18 protein-coding genes are annotated in these 16,647 nt (G+C 56.7%); 4 read left to right on the forward strand and 14 right to left on the reverse strand.

Annotated elements, in window-relative coordinates; genetic code table 11:
* Nucleotides 1-16: 16 nt before the first annotated feature.
* A complete protein-coding gene (locus U740_RS11525; RefSeq protein WP_152556839.1) occupies nucleotides 17-424 on the reverse strand; it encodes a hypothetical protein in 408 nt (135 codons plus the stop codon).
* A gap of 134 nt (nucleotides 425-558) precedes the next feature.
* Between U740_RS11525 and U740_RS11530 the strand changes: the two genes are divergently transcribed.
* A complete protein-coding gene (locus U740_RS11530; protein ID WP_036860876.1) occupies nucleotides 559-1,560 on the forward strand; it encodes a YheT family hydrolase in 1,002 nt (333 codons plus the stop codon).
* Here U740_RS11530 and U740_RS11535 read toward each other — a convergent pair.
* The 7 genes from U740_RS11535 to U740_RS11565 all read right to left on the reverse strand — a co-directional run bounded on the left by U740_RS11535 (nucleotide 1,532) and on the right by U740_RS11565 (nucleotide 7,649).
* Nucleotides 1,532-2,011, reverse strand: a complete 480-nt coding sequence (locus U740_RS11535) for a regulatory protein RecX (protein ID WP_051921546.1) — start codon at nucleotides 2,009-2,011, stop codon at nucleotides 1,532-1,534. The two genes, U740_RS11530 and U740_RS11535, sit on opposite strands and share 29 nt — an antisense overlap.
* Nucleotides 2,008-2,688 (reverse strand): DUF4126 domain-containing protein, encoded by a 681-nt coding sequence (locus U740_RS11540; protein WP_036860879.1) that lies wholly within the window; start codon nucleotides 2,686-2,688, stop codon nucleotides 2,008-2,010. The genes U740_RS11535 and U740_RS11540 overlap by 4 nt, the downstream gene beginning before the upstream one ends.
* 74 nt (nucleotides 2,689-2,762) lie before the next feature.
* Complete coding sequence (locus tag U740_RS11545) at nucleotides 2,763-3,533, reverse strand: sterol desaturase family protein (RefSeq protein WP_036860880.1); 771 nt, start codon at nucleotides 3,531-3,533, stop codon at nucleotides 2,763-2,765.
* 166 nt (nucleotides 3,534-3,699) lie between these two features.
* Nucleotides 3,700-4,749 carry a recombinase RecA gene (gene recA, locus U740_RS11550; RefSeq protein WP_036860882.1) on the reverse strand — a complete coding sequence of 350 codons (1,050 nt, stop codon included), beginning with the start codon at nucleotides 4,747-4,749 and terminating at the stop codon, nucleotides 3,700-3,702.
* An 82-nt stretch (nucleotides 4,750-4,831) separates the two neighbouring features.
* Nucleotides 4,832-5,320, reverse strand: coding sequence for a CinA family protein (locus U740_RS11555; protein ID WP_036860883.1), 489 nt, complete (start codon nucleotides 5,318-5,320; stop codon nucleotides 4,832-4,834).
* 53 nt (nucleotides 5,321-5,373) lie between these two features.
* A complete protein-coding gene (locus U740_RS11560; protein ID WP_036860886.1) occupies nucleotides 5,374-6,519 on the reverse strand; it encodes a class I SAM-dependent RNA methyltransferase in 1,146 nt (381 codons plus the stop codon).
* 182 nt (nucleotides 6,520-6,701) lie between these two features.
* Complete coding sequence (locus U740_RS11565; RefSeq protein ID WP_036862110.1) at nucleotides 6,702-7,649, reverse strand: glutathione S-transferase family protein; 948 nt, start codon at nucleotides 7,647-7,649, stop codon at nucleotides 6,702-6,704.
* A gap of 240 nt (nucleotides 7,650-7,889) precedes the next feature.
* Here U740_RS11565 and mutS point away from each other — a divergent pair, with 240 nt between their 5' ends.
* Nucleotides 7,890-10,472 carry a DNA mismatch repair protein MutS gene (gene mutS / locus U740_RS11570; RefSeq protein WP_036860888.1) on the forward strand — a complete coding sequence of 861 codons (2,583 nt, stop codon included), beginning with the start codon at nucleotides 7,890-7,892 and terminating at the stop codon, nucleotides 10,470-10,472.
* Nucleotides 10,473-10,596: 124 nt separating this feature from the next.
* Nucleotides 10,597-10,920 carry a ferredoxin FdxA gene (fdxA, locus tag U740_RS11575; RefSeq protein WP_036860889.1) on the forward strand — a complete coding sequence of 108 codons (324 nt, stop codon included), beginning with the start codon at nucleotides 10,597-10,599 and terminating at the stop codon, nucleotides 10,918-10,920.
* A gap of 75 nt (nucleotides 10,921-10,995) precedes the next feature.
* Here the strand turns inward: fdxA and sppA are convergent, their stop codons facing one another.
* From sppA to arsC, 4 genes are read right to left on the reverse strand one after another with little or no spacing between them, the layout of a single operon-like run.
* A complete protein-coding gene (sppA, locus tag U740_RS11580; RefSeq protein WP_036860890.1) occupies nucleotides 10,996-12,849 on the reverse strand; it encodes a signal peptide peptidase SppA in 1,854 nt (617 codons plus the stop codon).
* Nucleotides 12,846-13,253 (reverse strand): DUF2069 domain-containing protein, encoded by a 408-nt coding sequence (locus tag U740_RS11935; protein ID WP_051921548.1) that lies wholly within the window; start codon nucleotides 13,251-13,253, stop codon nucleotides 12,846-12,848. Before U740_RS11935 ends, sppA begins: the two co-directional genes overlap by 4 nt.
* Nucleotides 13,250-13,843 carry an NAD(P)H:quinone oxidoreductase gene (wrbA, locus tag U740_RS11590; RefSeq protein ID WP_036860891.1) on the reverse strand — a complete coding sequence of 198 codons (594 nt, stop codon included), beginning with the start codon at nucleotides 13,841-13,843 and terminating at the stop codon, nucleotides 13,250-13,252. Before wrbA ends, U740_RS11935 begins: the two co-directional genes overlap by 4 nt.
* A complete protein-coding gene (gene arsC / locus U740_RS11595; protein ID WP_036860893.1) occupies nucleotides 13,843-14,187 on the reverse strand; it encodes an arsenate reductase (glutaredoxin) in 345 nt (114 codons plus the stop codon). The genes wrbA and arsC overlap by 1 nt, the downstream gene beginning before the upstream one ends.
* Before the next feature lie 95 nt (nucleotides 14,188-14,282).
* On the opposite strand from arsC, the gene U740_RS11600 reads away from it, so the two are divergent.
* Complete coding sequence (locus U740_RS11600; protein WP_036860894.1) at nucleotides 14,283-14,765, forward strand: TlpA family protein disulfide reductase; 483 nt, start codon at nucleotides 14,283-14,285, stop codon at nucleotides 14,763-14,765.
* A gap of 85 nt (nucleotides 14,766-14,850) precedes the next feature.
* Here the strand turns inward: U740_RS11600 and hda are convergent, their stop codons facing one another.
* Both hda and U740_RS11610 read right to left on the reverse strand, forming a co-directional pair.
* Complete coding sequence (gene hda / locus U740_RS11605) at nucleotides 14,851-15,555, reverse strand: DnaA regulatory inactivator Hda (protein WP_036860896.1); 705 nt, start codon at nucleotides 15,553-15,555, stop codon at nucleotides 14,851-14,853.
* Entirely contained in the window at nucleotides 15,556-16,644 is a 1,089-nt protein-coding gene (locus U740_RS11610) for a DUF2066 domain-containing protein (protein ID WP_036860898.1), read from the reverse strand. It lies immediately after the preceding gene.
* Nucleotides 16,645-16,647 lie beyond the last annotated feature (3 nt).

Consider the following 16,647-nt stretch of genomic DNA (forward strand, 5'->3'; position numbering starts at 1 on the left):
AGCAGTGGTGGCAAGATCAGGGGTAGGGCTCGAGCGACTCGACCTTACAGCGATCACCGGTTTGCAGCACTCTGATTGAGTGGGAATCCGCACAAAATTTATCATTTTGCGCCGTGTGAACGAAACCGTATTGTTCGACACCCTGGCAGTCGCCATGGAAACGCATCAGCACTTTTTTGCCGCCGGCCAGCTCAAGTACCGCCGCGTGGGAATTCAGCACGTAAAAATAATGGACCAGCCTGCTGTTCAGACAGCCATCCACAATCCCCCAGAGGGCCAGTTCGGCATCAGTGACCATTTCCGGTTTTGCCTGCTGCTGCCCGGTTTTCGAGACACCATACCGGTGCCACTCTTCAGCCAGAAGTTGTTGAGGCCCGAAGGCCAGGACGACCCAGAATATGGTCCAACGCTTCCACGATTTCACTTCAACACCCCGACTAAAATGGTTCAAACCTGCCTGTTAGATTGTATCCCGGCGCCTCCGTTCCTGAGAGCATGTATTTAATTCTATGGGTGCTATGATAGCCCGTATTCACCCCGGGAGTTCAAGTAGTAGCCATGCACCTCCAGCTGCCCGACTTTTGCCCACCACCCGGTTTGCGCAATGCACACATCCAGAGCCTGCTCAGCAACGCAGGTCCCAGACAATGGCTGGTTAACAATCGGTGTCTGGCCATGAGAGCACGCAGCAAGACCTTGCTGCTCAACGGCTCACACGATGGTCAGGCGGTAAAACTATTGGCAGCGTTTGATCGGGCAGATCGCGACAATAATAAACTGGCTGTGTTATTGCATGGCTGGGAGGGCAGCGGAGAGTCCACCTATATACTCTCCGCCGCCCACTATCTTTACCAACGCGGTTTCAATGTACTGAGACTCAACCTTCGCGACCACGGCGGGAGCCTGCATCTCAACAGCGGGACGTTCAACTCCACCCTGTCCGAGGAAGTTGCCACCGCCATCATGGATTTTTTGCGTCAGCAACCCCACCATCACTGCTCCCTGGCAGGCTACTCGCTGGGCGGCAACTTTGCCCTGCGCATTGCCGCCGATGTCGGCACCGAGATACCGCTGTCGTCAGTAGTGGCCATCTGCCCACCCGTGGACCCAGCACATGCCATGGAACGCATTATGGACGGCCCGGTTTACCGCAACCATTTCTTTGACAAGTGGACCCGTTCACTGGAGAAAAAACTGCATTTTTTCCCCGAGCTGCTGGATGACAAATCACTGCCGCATTTCTCGTCACTGGTCGCCCTGAATGACTACTTTGTGCCCACCTTCACTCCCTTCAGGGATGCCAGCGAATACTTTTCGGCCTACGCACTGAGCGGCGACAGGTTGTCCAGCCTCAGCGTGCCGGCCTACCTCATCACCAGTGAGGATGATCCGATTGTGCCGGTTACCGATTTGGAAAAGATTCACCGCCCCGATGCACTCGCGTTCGTGGTGACGGCATTGGGTGGACACTGTGGATTCGTTGAAAACTACCGGTTGGATTGCTGGATTGATCGCTGTCTGGCTGAAATTTTCAGCCATCATCCGTTTCATTATCAGTAAAGCAGGCCTGAATCTGTTCAGCACTGAACCCGCGGTACTGGAGAAAACGGCTGCGCCTGGCGCGCTCGGCAAAACTGGTGCAGGGCTGACGGCCATATTTCTTATGCATCACCTGAACGGCCAGTTCAAACCAGTCTTCACCGCAATCGGCAATCGTCTGCTCGGCCAGGGACGAATCAATCCCCCGTTGCTGTAATGCCTGACGAATCCGATAGCCTCCCTGCCCGCGGTGAATAAGCGCGCGAACATAGGCTTCAGCAAAACGCTGATCAGATTGCAGGTTGTCCTGCGTCAGCCCCGCCAAAACTGGCCCCACCAGCGGAGTGTGTTCGGGAAACTTCTCTACCAGCTTGGCCTGCAACTCATGGGCAGAGTGCTCACGGCGAGCCAGAAGATCCATGGCCCGATGGCGGATCAAACGCTGCGGATCCGATTCAGCGGCTTTCTTCAAGGCGACCGCTCCTCCGGCGGCAGCGCAACCGGCGGCTCGGCATCAGGGACGGTCGGGGCGACGGGCTTCTCGACCATGCCCAGCCACTGGCCGATCTTGACAAAAATCCTTTTGATCAACCGCCACAACTTGGGCAGCAACCAGATCACCAGTGCAATAAACAGTACCATCAGGCAGAGGAACAATACCGGGTGATTAAACATTGTCCACAGCCCGCCCAACACCAGCAGATCTTCACTGATGGATGCTGTCCAGTTGCTGACGGGTTCAGGAGACGTATTGATCAGTGCCCGGGTGGAGGCCTTGGTGAGATGGCTGGCACCGGCCAGAGTACCCCCCATCAATCCCGCCGCAATTTCCAGCGCCGGCGTGACATCGCCCACCGCCCCCGCGGCCAGCATGGCCCCGGCGGGTATGCGGATGAAGGTATGCAGGGTATCCCAGCCGGTATCGACCCCCGGCACTTTGTCCGCAATAAACTCAATCACATACATGACGCCAGCGGCCATGATCACCATAGGACTCTGCACCACAGCCAACTCTGCGGGCAACTGGATGTTGCCGGTCGCTCCCGCTATGCCCAATACCAGTACCAACGCATACAAATTGATGCCGCTGGCCCAGCCAACGCCTGCCGTCAGGGCAATCACGCTGATCAGTTCCTGATAACTATCCATTGATCTACTCCTGCCGGACGAATCCGGTGATTGACTATCTCATTGCTAAAAGCACTGCCCGGTCGACCCAGCGGTCAACGCCGGAATGGTATTAACAACAGGGACCATAACCCCTCATCCTTTGCCTGATCCACACCAATCGGCATGGCCGGTTCGCGAACCTTGTCCGACCGACTGGCAAACAGGCGATCCCAGAAGCTGAATATAGCCCCATAATTACTGTCCGTGTCGCGCTGGTCAATGTGGTGGTGCACCCAGTGAATAGAGGGCGTCACGATCACCCACGAGAGCCACTTCTCCAGATTCGCGGGCAGCCGGATATTGGAATGGTGAAAGCCCGCCACAGCCAGCACCAGCGATTCAAAGAGAATCACCGAGAGCAGCGGGAACCCGATCAGCAGAATAACGGCACCACGCACCAGTGCCGACAATACCACCTCACCGAAGTGGAACCGCACAGCTGAGGTCACGTCCAGCCACTGATCGAGGTGATGAACCCGATGGAAACGCCATAACAGAGGTAAGCGATGATTGGCACGGTGCCACCAGTAAATCCACAGATCCAGCAACAGGATATCCAATGCAATGCCCCAGCCATCCCCCGGCCAAACAGTTCGCCAAGTCGCCGCGCTCTGGTTCACGGCGAACAGGGTAATGGGCAGGACGATCAGCGGCGATAGGGCACTGTTACAGAGCCACAATGAGAGATTTTTGCCGAGTCGACGGGAAGTGGCGATGACGTCGGGCCGTTGCGCAGCAGGCCATTTTCGTTCAGATGCGAACAAAAGCAGCATAAACCCCAGCACCAGAATACTTTTGTAGAGAACCAGTTCTGATATATCCATTACTTCCTTTACCGCCCCCTCAGGGAACCCACCCAAAAAATCGCCGACGCGAACCCCTTACCATCAGACTGATATTGAATCAGGAAATCCGGACGGCCACAAAAAAGCCGCACCAGAAAACTGGTGCGGCTTTTTGTAACATCCTGTGATCAGCTTTTCACAGCGGTCAGTTTTGAACCTCTTCCGCTTCCGCAGGGTCCGCTGGCAGCTCCTGTTTTGGAGGTTTGGCCGGGGCCATTAACTGCTGACGGATTTTCTGTTCAACCTCAGCGGCAATTTCCGGATTTTCCTTCAAATACTCGCAGGCATTCGCTTTTCCCTGTCCAATTTTGGTGCCGTTATAGGCATACCAGGCACCTGCCTTGTCAATCAGGCCACACTTGACCCCCAGATCGACCACTTCACCCAGATGGTTGATGCCCTCACCGTATAAAATCTGGAATTCACACTGTTTGAACGGGGGAGACACTTTGTTTTTAACCACCTTGACACGGGTTTCGTTACCCACCACTTCCTCGCCTTCCTTGACGGCACCGATACGCCGAATATCCAGCCGCACCGAGGAGTAAAATTTAAGGGCATTACCGCCCGTGGTGGTTTCCGGATTGCCAAACATCACCCCGATCTTCATTCTGATCTGGTTAATAAAGATCACCAGACAGTTGGCCTGCTTGATATTGCTGGTCAGTTTGCGCAGTGCCTGGGACATCAGGCGGGCCTGCAAGCCCACATGGTGATCGCCCATTTCACCTTCAATTTCTGCACGGGGCGTCAGGGCCGCCACCGAATCCACCACCAGCACATCAATGGCTCCTGAACGCACCAGCATATCGGTGACCTCCAGAGCCTGTTCGCCGGTATCCGGCTGGGAGACAATCAGGTCATCCACATTGACACCCAGTTTTTCGGCGTAGTCTGGATCCAGCGCATGTTCCGCATCCACAAAAGCACAGGTGCCGCCTTTCTTTTGCGCCTCGGCAATCACCTGAAGCGTCAACGTGGTTTTACCGGAGGATTCCGGCCCATAAATTTCCACTACACGACCCTTCGGCAGACCACCGATGCCCAATGCGATATCCAGACCCAGCGACCCGGTTGAGATAGATGGCATGACCACATGTTCCCGGTCGCCCATCCGCATGACAGTTCCCTTGCCAAATTGCCGCTCGATCTGACCGAGTGCTGCCTGCAGCGCTTTTTCCTTGTTTGGATCCATGAAAGGTCTCCTTTGCTATCTTCTGTGTAGAGAATGGCGCTAGCTTAACGCAACGCAAAACCACTGTATAGTCATACAGTATTTAATTTTCCAGCAACTCAATTAATCCCAGCAACGCCTGCTGTACTGCGGCCGTTCTCACCGCCGCCCGGTCACCGGGAAACCTGAAACAGCGGGCGACCGGAAAACCGTCGCGAAGCATCCAGCAAAACCAGACCGTCCCCACTGGTTTCGCCTCGGTGCCGCCATCCGGCCCCGCCACACCGCTCACTGCCACACTGATATCGGCATCGGCAAGGGCCAGGACAGCCCGCGCCATTTCGATGACCACCACTTCACTGACCGCTCCCTCAGCGGCGAGCACGTCAGGGGACAACCCCAACAACTGCTGCTTGGCACTGTTGGCGTAGGTCACCAGCCCCAGCTGAAACCATTGGGAACTGCCGGGAATCCCGGTGATGGCACTGGCGATGCCACCACCGGTACAGGATTCCGCGCAGGTAACCGTGGCATGGCGATTGAGCAACAGCTCTCCCAGCCGGGCCGACAGCGAAACCGTTTGATTATCCATGCCGACAACTTACTGCAACTGATCTGCTGATTAAAGAGGCGATGCAAATACCCTTATTTGAAGGTAATGGTAACCTGGGTTTCATAGTGATAGGTGCCGGGAAACAGATCAATCAGATTCACCTGTTCGATCCGGTAATCACCGCCCAACAACTGCAGATCGCGCACCATGGTGGGGGCACTGCAACTGACGTAAATCAGTTTTTTGGGCCGATAGGCTTTGACCCATTGTGCCAGATGAACAAAGCCCTTGCGGGGTGGGTCCACCAGCAGCACATCGAAACGGGTGTGCTCGGTACGCGCCTTGAAGGCCCGCAACGCCGTGTCGGAAAAAAGATCCAGATGAATAAAGCTGAGCTCTTCCTTCAGCTTCGCCCGCTCCGGCGCATAGTCCACCATCACCCGCTCGATACCGGGGTGCTCCGGCAGAATCAAATCTGACAGGTTGCCCTCACCGGAGAATAGGTCCAGCAACGTCCCGACCTCAAGATCGTCCAGCTGAGCTCTTACGGTCTCCCGCAGCATCTCATTCATGGCCCTGTTGACCTGGGTAAAACCGCCGTGGGCATAGGGTTGATCCCATTGCACACTGACCCCGTCATCGGTCAGATACAGCTCACAGTGCCCCTGACCCTGGTGATCCTCAGTCCAGCTTTTGTCCTGGTAGAGGCTGTCAAAGGTCTCGCGAAGTCGCTCATCAATCACCTGGCAGTGCGGAATTTCCAGAACAGCATCGGTGACCGGGTCGATCATACCCAGATACTTGTGACGGTAGTGCAACTGCATGCGATTGCGGTAGCCCAGCCGCTGCTCCGCAGGTGCCACGCGAATGTCGGGGGTCTCCACGCTGAGACGTTTGAGATGATCCGCCAGGGCATTGCGCTTGTAGGTCAGCTCACTTTCATAATCCGTGTGCAGAAAATGGCAGCCGGAGCACTGCTCAAAATGCTCGCAGGCCGGTGTAATACGGTTTTCAGCAGTGCTGGAAAGGTTGCTCATCCGGGCAAACAGCACCCCTTTGCTGGCGCGGGTAATGGTTGCAGAGCCCTGTTCACCGGGCAACGTTTTGGCAATGAAACAGGGTTTGCTGTCAATCTTTGCCACCCCCTGCCCCATCGGGTCGATGCTCTCGATGAGGAATTCAATCGGGCGGTTTGGCGATTGCCGCTTGGCTTTGGGGTGAGGTCTTCTGGGTTTCAATGGGATTCCTTACGTATGACTGTCGGGAGACAAACTGGCCGACGCTAAAACAGGCTTCAAGTATGCCCTAGTTTTACAGCCATTGGGATTTCTCAATGGCGCCACCTCATTCGCGAAAGCAGTGAACAAAACCTGCTTCGTGACTTGTAACGCACCAAAAGACAGCGACACCGGACAATCGATCAATCAGCAACGAACAACCGGGCCGGACCCACCGGGACGATACCGGTGGGATTGATGGTTTTGTGGCTTCCATAGTAGTGCTTTTTAATGTGATCCAGGTTGACGGTTTCTGCGACACCGGGGGTTTTGTATAACCGGGACAGATAGCCGGGTAAATTCGAGAACTCCAGCAAGCGGTTGCGATTGCATTTGAAGTGACCGTGGTAAACCGCATCGAAACGCACCAGCGTGGTGAACAATCGCCAGTCCGCCTCTGTGACCTGTTCGCCCAACAGATAATCCCGGTTTGCCAGTCTGCCCTCCACCCAGTCCAGCGCCTCAAAAAGCCCGGCGTAGGCTCTCTCATAGGCGGTCTGGGTTGTGGCAAATCCGGCCCGGTACACGCCGTTGTTAATTTCCTCGTACACCCGCTGATTAATGTCATCTATCTCCACGCGCAAAGCTGCCGGGTAAAAATCCAGCCGGTTACCGGTCATCGAATCAAAGGCACTGTTGAACATTCGAATAATGTCGGCAGATTCGTTGCTGACGATGGTCTGCTGTTGTTTATCCCACAACACCGGCACGGTCACCCGCCCTTCATAATCACGGGCGGCTTTCAAATAGAGTTGATAGAGGTAATCCAGCCCGTAGAGATCATCGCCCTCCGCGCTAAACTCCCAACCATTTTCCAGCATCAGTGGCTCCACCACAGTGACACCAATATGCTCCACCAGCCCCTTTAACTGGCGAAAAATCAGCGTCCGATGGGCCCAGGGACAGGCCAGCGAAACATACAGATGATACCGGCCACTGCTGGCGGCAAACCCCTGCTGCCCGTCGGGGCCCGGGCCGCCATCCGCAGTGATCCAGTGCCGGAACCGGCTTTCCTGCCGCTTGAACTCCCCGCCACTGGCTTTGGTGTCGTACCACTTGTCCTGCCATGTCCCGTTCACCAACAATCCCATGATGCTCTCCCGAAACCGGTTTCCCGCTGTGTGATCAATAAGCATGACGCAATAGCCGTGGGCCTGCCAATCCGTAAACACATTTTACCGGGTGGCCATGCAAATTGAGTGTTGCACGGTCCGATGCCAGAACCGGTAGCATTTCGGAGTTGCCCTCATAATCAGCAGTTTTTTACTGCACTGCACTTATCGTAGAATGGACGGCTTTCCCGCGCAAAAAAGAGGCACCACCGCAAGCCGATGACAGCCCAAACGGATACCCTGTCCCAGCATACCCCCATGATGCAGCAATACTTGCGCATCAAGGCCCAGCATCCCCACGAGTTGTTGTTCTACCGCATGGGTGATTTTTATGAGTTGTTCTTCGACGATGCCAAAAAAGCGGCGCGGTTGCTGGATGTCACGCTGACGGCCCGGGGCAAGTCCGCGGGCCAGCCGATTCCGATGGCCGGAGTTCCCTACCATGCGGCGGAGGGCTATCTGGCACGACTGGTCAAGCTGGGGGAATCGGTGGCGATCTGCGAGCAGATTGGTGATCCGGCCACCAGCAAGGGGCCGGTGGACCGCCAGGTGGTTCGCATCGTCACCCCCGGCACAATCAGCGACGAAGCGCTGCTGGAAGAGCGGCGGGACAATCTGCTGGCCGCCATCGCCCATCACAATGACCTGTTCGGCATTGCCACACTGGATATCGGCAGCGGTCGTTTTCTGGTGCTGGAGGTGGATAGCCCGGAAAGTTTGCAAAGTGAATTGCAACGCCTCAGTCCCGCCGAGTTGCTGGTCGCCGATGATTTCCCCTGCCCGGCACTCGTCAGCCAGCAACGGGGCCTGCGCCATCGCCAACCCTGGGAATTTGACCGGGATACCGCACAGCGCCAGTTAACCGACCAGTTTGGTACCCGGGATCTGTCCGCCTTCGGCTGCGATCATTTGCCACTGGCGCTCTCCGCTGCCGGTTGTCTGCTGCAATACGCCAGGGAAACCCAGCGCACCGCCCTGCCCCATATTCGCAGTATCAGCCATGAGAACCGCGACGACAGCGTTATTCTCGATGCCGCCACCCGGCGCAATCTGGAATTGAGCATCAACCTGAATGGCACGACGGATAATACGCTGATGTCGGTGATGGACAGCACCAGCACGGCGATGGGCAGCCGCCTGTTGAATCGCTGGATCAACCGGCCCCTGCGCAATCTGGCTGCACTGCAATGTCGACAGCAGGTGGTGGCCGCACTGCGTTTAAACAGTTGCCATGAATCGGTGGCGGAACACCTCAGGCAGGTGGGCGATATGGAGCGGATTCTTGGGCGAGTGGCCCTGCGCTCTGCCCGCCCACGGGATCTGACCCGGCTGCGGCAGTCACTCAGCACCCTGCCCGCTATCCAGCGGGAATTGTCCTCGTCAGATATTGCGCCATTGCAACAGTTGTTGCGCAAAGCCGGAGAGTTCCCCGAGCTGGTCGCCCTACTGACCGGGGCCATCGCCGAGAATCCACCGGTGGTTATCCGCGACGGTGGCGTGATTGCCGAGGGCTATGACGCCGAGCTGGATGAGCTGCGCAATCTCAGCAGCAATGCCGGCCAGTTTCTGGTGGATCTCGAAGAACAGGAAAAAGCGAACACCGGTATCAGCACCCTCAAGGTGGGCTATAACCGGGTGCATGGCTACTACATAGAAATTTCCCGCGGCCAGTCTGAACGGGCACCCGCTCACTACATCCGGCGCCAGACCCTGAAAAATGCCGAGCGCTATATCACCCCCGAACTGAAAACCTTCGAGGACAAGGCCCTGAGTGCCAGAAGTCGCGCCCTGAGCCGCGAGAAAGCCCTCTATGAAGCGCTGCTCGAAACCCTCAACGAACAGCTCCTGCCGCTGCAGGAGAGCGCTGCAGCAGTGGCCGAACTCGACGCACTGGTCTGTCTCGCAGAACGCGCCGACAGTCTCGGTCTGATTCCACCCTCCCTGTCGGAGCAACCGGGCATTGAGATCAATGGTGGTCGCCACCCGGTGGTTGAACAGGTGCTGGACACACCCTTTGTCGCCAATGACCTGAACCTGGACAAACAGCGGCGTATGCTGGTTATTACCGGTCCCAATATGGGCGGCAAATCCACCTATATGCGCCAGGCTGCACTGATTATCCTGCTGGCCCACATCGGCAGCTGTGTGCCGGCCACCAGCGCTACGATTGGCCTGGTCGACCGCATTTTTACCCGCATCGGCTCCTCGGATGATCTGGCCGGTGGCCGGTCAACCTTTATGGTGGAAATGACAGAAACAGCCAATATTCTGCACAATGCCACGGCCCGGAGCCTAGTGCTGATGGATGAAATTGGCCGCGGCACCAGCACCTTTGACGGCCTGTCGCTGGCCTGGGCCTGCGCGGTACAGCTGGCAGAAAAAGTCCAGGCTTTCACCCTGTTTGCCACCCATTATTTTGAACTCACCGGGCTGCCGGAAAAAACCGCCGGGGTGGCCAATGTCCACCTCGATGCCACCGAGTACAATGATGACATCGTGTTTCTCCACGCCATTCAGGAAGGTCCCGCCAGCCAGAGTTATGGCATTCAGGTGGCCAAGCTGGCAGGTATTCCGGCGGAAGTGATCGCGCTGGCCCGGCTGGAGCTGGCCAGCCTCGAAGCCGGTGCGCGCCCTGTGGTGACGGCGGGACCGGCAGCCAAGCCCCGTCAACAGGAGCTGTTTCGCGACCCGGTCTCAACAGCCTTGCTGGAAATGCTGGTCACTATCGAGCCGGATGAATTAAGCCCCAGACAGGCACTGGAACAACTCTACGCACTCAAACAACTCATTCGGGAGCGATGATCCGGCCCGGTAACACAAAAAATCTGCTCCCGAATTTAATTTGCCGGTCTGATTGTTTAAATAACCGTTTTTATTTCTGTATAATGCGCGGCTGTTCTATCACCCGCTTTTCGGAGAGCAACCCATGACTTTTGTTGTCGGCGATAACTGCATCAAATGCAAACACACTGACTGTGTTGAAGTTTGCCCGGTGGACTGCTTTTACGAGGGCCCTAATTTTCTGGTCATCCACCCGGACGAGTGTATTGACTGCGCACTCTGCGAACCGGAATGTCCGGTGGATGCGATTTTTTCCGAAGATGAATTGCCCGCCGATCAGCAGGTATATCTGGAACTGAATGCTGAACTGGCAGAGGTGTGGCCAAATATCACTGAAAAGAAAGATGCGCTGCCAGACGCCGAAGAGTGGGACGGGGTACCCGACAAATTACAATACCTGGAGCGCTGATCACCGGCACCCGACAAACAAGCGTAAAAAAGCGGCCTGATGGCCGCTTTTTTATTGTGCAGCTTAAAAATACAGCTACTGCACCGGGCATTCGAAACAGTGCAGATAGAGACCACGGGGATCATTAAAGCGATTCAGCAGCTGCAGCTCTCTGGTCACACCGTAGACCTCTGCCAGCAAACCCTGCGGCAACCAATCAGCCGGCAGCCAGCGGATCGATTGCCCCACCACGCTGCCGGACAGTTGACGCATCAGCTGCTCGCGGAAGTCCATCGGACTCTTTACCTGTTCGGTCTGGTAGGCATCGAGACCGGCCGCCAGAGCCGCAGCATCTATCGCCTCTTGCAGGTTGCCGAGATGGTCAACCAAGCCTAGCGCCTTTGCTTTTTCACCGGTCCAGACCCGGCCCTGGGCAATATCGTGGATTCGTTCCGGCGTACTGTTACGGGCTTCCGCGACAATGCCGAGGAACTGATCGTAGACATGGTTGACCCCAAACTGGATAAGCTGTTTTGCCTGAGGTGACATGGGGCGGTCGAGACGATAGAGGTCGGCCAGATTGGTGGTGCCGATACCATCGCTATTGACACCCAACGCCGCCAGACTGTTTTCAAACGTCGGAATCACGCCAAACACACCGATGGAACCGGTAATCGTGGTAGGACTGGCCCAGATCTGATCCGCGCCCATGGCCATCCAGTAACCTCCGGACGCCGCCACGGAACCCATGGAAACGATCACCGGGATACCCGACTGCCGGGTCAGCACCACTTCCTGTCGAATCACTTCAGAGGCAAACGCACTGCCACCGGGGCTGTCAATACGCAGCACCAGAGCTTTGAATTGTTGCTTCCGCACCTGTTGGAACAGTTTTGACAGGCTGTCGCTGCCGATGGTTCCAGCGGGATGCTCACCATCCAGAATCGCACCCCTGGCTACAATCAGGCCCACCTTATCCGTTGAGGGCAGCACCTGCGCTGCCTCGGCCCGACGGGTATAGCCCAGATACCGATCCACATCCACGACCTGGTAGCCACCCTTGTCGTTACTGCCTGCCAACGCCTGCAATCTGGCCAGCATCTGCGGGCGGGTCGACAGCTTATCCACCAGCCCGCTGGCAACGGCCGTTTCAGCGGTATTACCCCGATGATCTTCAAGCTTGCTCGTCAGATTATTGACGTAATCATTGATGGCATCGACCGGCAACTCGCGCTGGGTTTCCACCCGGCGGGTATAGGTCGACCAGAGCGCATTGAGCCAGGCACTGTTGTGTTCCCGCGAAGCAGGAGACATATCGGTGCGGGTAAAGGGTTCTATGGCATCCTTGTAACTGCCCACCCTGAACACATGGACATTGATACGAAGCTTGTCGAGGGTACCCTTGATATAGTTGGGATAATTGCCGTAGCCGGTGATCAGAACGGCGCCCATCGGGTTGAGGTGGATTTCGTCGGCAAAACTGGCCAGGTAGTACTGCTCCTGGGTATAGCTGTCACCCACCGCGATAATCGGCTTGCCGCTCTCACGAAACCTGCTGAGTGCCTGCGCGACTTCCTCAAGTTTGGTCAGACCACCGCCGAGCAGATAATCCAGTTCCAGCACCAGCGAGGTGATGCGGGGGTCCTCAGCGGCCTCATCAATGGCCTCAGTGAGATCGTGCACCAGGGTTTCCGCATCGGCCGGCCCACTCTGCTGCAACAGTTGGGTCAGTGGATCCACATAGGTTTTCTGCTCCACCAGAAAGCCTCCGGGGGCAATGCGCAGGGCCGCCTTTTCCGGCAACGGTTGCACATCCTTGCGAAAAATACTGAGAATAAAAACAACCACCACCAGCAAAAACAGAATATTGAGCAATATCCGCAGACCGCTGGCCAGCCTTCCGATAAAACCGAACAGCCGCCGAAAAATACCCGGTTTTTCACGGCTCATGACTGATCCTCCTGATACAGTGAATATTGCTTCCAGCGACTGAACATCATGGCGCCACCAAACAGGATCACCAGCAACACCAGTTCAACAGCATCCAGCAGATTGGCATTGGGAGCAAACAGATTGCTGACTGTCACCATGAAGTAAAGCAGGGTGACGAAACACAGCATGGAGAGGGTTTTATAGTGCTCCCGGCGCAGGCCCGGAATAAAAATCGCCAGCGGCACCAGGGTAAAAATCATCAAACTGAGCGGTGTGGCAGACAATAATCCGTTGGCCAGCAACGTCACCAGCAGCAGCGCGTAACTGCCCCGGGTGAGCCAACGCGCAATGGTGAGCTTTTTCCGCAAGCGGGGAATAGCCTTGATAACTTTAACCTCGGCAGCATGTTCTGAGTCTGTCACTGGCTCACCGCCAGTTTTTTCACCAGCGCGGCCATGCGCTTGCCCTGAGCGATACACAGTTCAGTTTCTTCCGGGCTCAATGGCTGCGTGCCATCACCAGCCCGGTGAGAGGCACCGTAGGGAGTGCCGCCGGTGGTGGTGATATGCAGCGCCCGTTCACTGTAGGGCAGCCCCAGCAGCAGCATGCCATGGTGCAACAGCGGCAGCATCATGCTGAGGAGTGTGGTTTCCTGGCCGCCGTGCAGTGAACCCGTGGATGTAAACACGGCACCGGGCTTGCCGATCAGACTGCCGTTCATCCAGAGATCGCCGGTGCCGTCGAGAAAATACTTGAGAGGTGCGGCCATATTACCAAACCGGGTCGGGCTTCCGAGAATCAACCCAGCACAGTTGGCGAGGTCTTCACTGGTGCAATAAATATCACCCTCTGCCGGTATGTCGGGCTCTGTGGCTTCACAGTTGGCAGACACTGCCGGCACGGTGCGCAACCGCCCTTCCATGCCGCCCTGCTCTACCCCCAGCGCCACCTGCTGGGCCATGGCCCGTGTATTGCCATAACGGGAGTAGTAAAGAACCAGTATATGCGACATCAGAGAATCTCCAGTACATTTTCAGGCGGACGCCCCAGCGCCGCCCGGCTGCCGTTAATCACAATGGGCCGCTCAATGAGTTTGGGATTGGCAACCATGGCGTCAATCAATTGTGTTTCTGTCAGATGCTCATCCGCCAGATTGTTCTCCCTGTAGGCATCCTCTCCCTTGCGCAGCAATTGCCGGGCGGTGATGCCGAGTTTGCCGAGAATGTCCTTGAGGGTCTTCCTGTCGGGCGGGTTATCCAGATAGAGAATGATATTCGGCGCCAGTCCGCGATCCTCGAGGAGGGCCAGTGTCTGACGGGATTTGGAACAACGGGGATTGTGATAAATGCTGATCATAATGTTTGTGTAGAATAGTCCTGAGAAAAATACATTCTAGCTGCAAACCGGTGGACGGGGCCAGAAAGACAAACCGGAGCAGGAGGACACCACCATTGAAACACAGTGCCATACGATTATTGACAACTTTATTACTCCTGACGGCCATCGGCTGCAGCGACGGGGAACAGGGTTATGGCCTGCTAGATGGCGGTCGTATTGATTTCGACCAGCTGCACGGCCGGGTAGTGCTGATTAATTACTGGGCCGAGTGGTGCAAGCCCTGCCGCGAGGAAATACCCGAACTCAATGAATTCCAGCGCCGCCACAGCGACCGGGTGCAATTACTGGCCGTCAATTTCGACGGGGTCACTGGCGAGGCGCTGAAACAGCAGGCCGCAGCGCTGGGAATAGACTTTCCTGTACTGCTTGACGATCCCCGTCAGCACTTCAATGTCAAACCCAGTGGTGTACTGCCGGAAACGCTGGTTATTGATGCTGATGGCAATTACCGTCAGGTCCTGCTGGGCCCCCAGACCGAAGAAAAGCTGGCGGCACTGCTGAAGCAGCTGTCGATCGAATCCACGACCGAAAAGTAAGCTCCTGCCTCAATCGGGGCTCCCTAACCCGGGGCAGGACTGTCACAAATATTCTCTCGATGATCAAACCACTGAGCCGTAATAACTACCAGCCAAACACCTGCTTCACAAATGGGATACTGAGCCTCCGCTTGTCCTGCAGGGAACGGTTTTCCAACTGATCGAGACAAGCCATCAAGCTGTGCAGATCCCGGCCGGCCCGATTCACCAGAAACCGTGCCACGCCGTTATCCAGTGTCATACCGCGTCGCATGGCACGAAACTGAACCACCTGCTCCCGCAGAGTATCGTCCGGCGCCTCCAACTGAAACACCGGACCCCAGCCGAGCCGGGACCGCAGGTCCGGCAGCACCAGTGGCAGCTCACGCGGCGCGGCGTCTCCACCCACCAGCAGGCAACTGCCGGTATCCCGCATGCGATTGAGAAGCCCGAATAGGGCTTCCTCCCAATCGCGCCGGCCCGCGGCCAACTGAACATCATCAAGACAGACTAACGGCAGCTGCTCCAGCTCATCGAGCAATTCTGCCGGAGGATGATCGATCAATACGGACAACGGCAGATACTGAACGGGCAACCCTCGTGCATGGGCAGCGTGACAACTGGCCTGGAGCAGGTGTGAAACCCCGCTGCCGTGCCGACCCCAGAGATAGAGTATTGGCTCTCTGCCCTGTGGCCACTGATCGCGCAACAGCGTCAGTAACAGCAGCCTGTCGTCACCGGGAGAAACCAGAAAATTCTCGAACGTGGCGGCATCATTCAGCTTGATCGGCAAGCTGAGCTGGACGGGCATCTAGGGCTGTCTCCAGCTGAAGCGATGGTGCTCGGGTTGATCGGATTGCCGCTCGGTGATCCGGCTGTCGCGACGCAGCATACCCAGTAACAGTGCGGCTTCGCCTTCCACGGAAACGCGCAGACCAACCCGGTCGGCATCCACATAGTCTACCGCCAGTGTCCGGACCGGTTCGAGGGATTCGATAAACCCCGTCACTTCCCGGTAAGCCCGGTAATCGTTGATATTATCCAGCTGAATAACCAGTTCCCGGGCGATATCCTGGGGTACATAGGCGTAACGACTGGCAAGCTTGTCTGCCGCAGCGGGCACCATGCCGGCGATCAGCTTTGGCAGTGAATCAGCGGTCAGGCTGTACAGACTGTCTTCACCTTCCACATTCAACAGCCAGGCACCGCGCCACAGGCCGGTGGCGCTCCGGTAGGCTCGCAGAATCAGCCAGGAATCAACATCGTATCGCTCCGCAACTGCTGCCAGCCGGGCCTGGTCAAATGCCCATGCCTGCGCTTCCGACAACGTCTGGCTGTCTGATAAATCAAACATCGGCCGCAACAGTGGCACACCCCGGTCAGACATCAACTGGCTGAGCGCAGCATCAGCATTCGGAAGCTGTTCGCTGGTGACAAACTGTTTTCCGGCGACGGGATCATCCACCACAACCCAGGCCAGCAGCAGCGGACGCTCCGCCGGCCATATCTGCAACTGGTAACGTCGCAGCAGCTGGTCGATCGCCGGTTCGGAATAACGGATATTGATCGCCATACCCTCTCTGGTCGCGGCGCCGTCTTCAGTGGGCTCCGCCAGCGGATCGCGATAACTCCTGTAACTGTATGCCGTCACATAACGTCGGGGCTCTGCCGCGGCGCCATCCACCCGGGGATTTAACAGTACCTGGCTGTCGCCAGTTACCTTGACCAGCACTTTTTCCAGGCCGATCTTCAGCGCCCGCTCTCTGGCAGCATCGCTCTGATCCGCTACGGGCACCAGTGCCTCATAGAGATCGATCAGTGGAGCCGCAGCAATGGGCAGGGTAAAGAGCCCTGCAAACAGCAGGGCGACAAGATTCTTCAACAGCGCGATGATTTTCATGGT

It is taken from the genome of Porticoccus hydrocarbonoclasticus MCTG13d, assembly GCF_000744735.1.
Lineage (GTDB): Bacteria > Pseudomonadota > Gammaproteobacteria > Pseudomonadales > Porticoccaceae > Porticoccus > Porticoccus hydrocarbonoclasticus.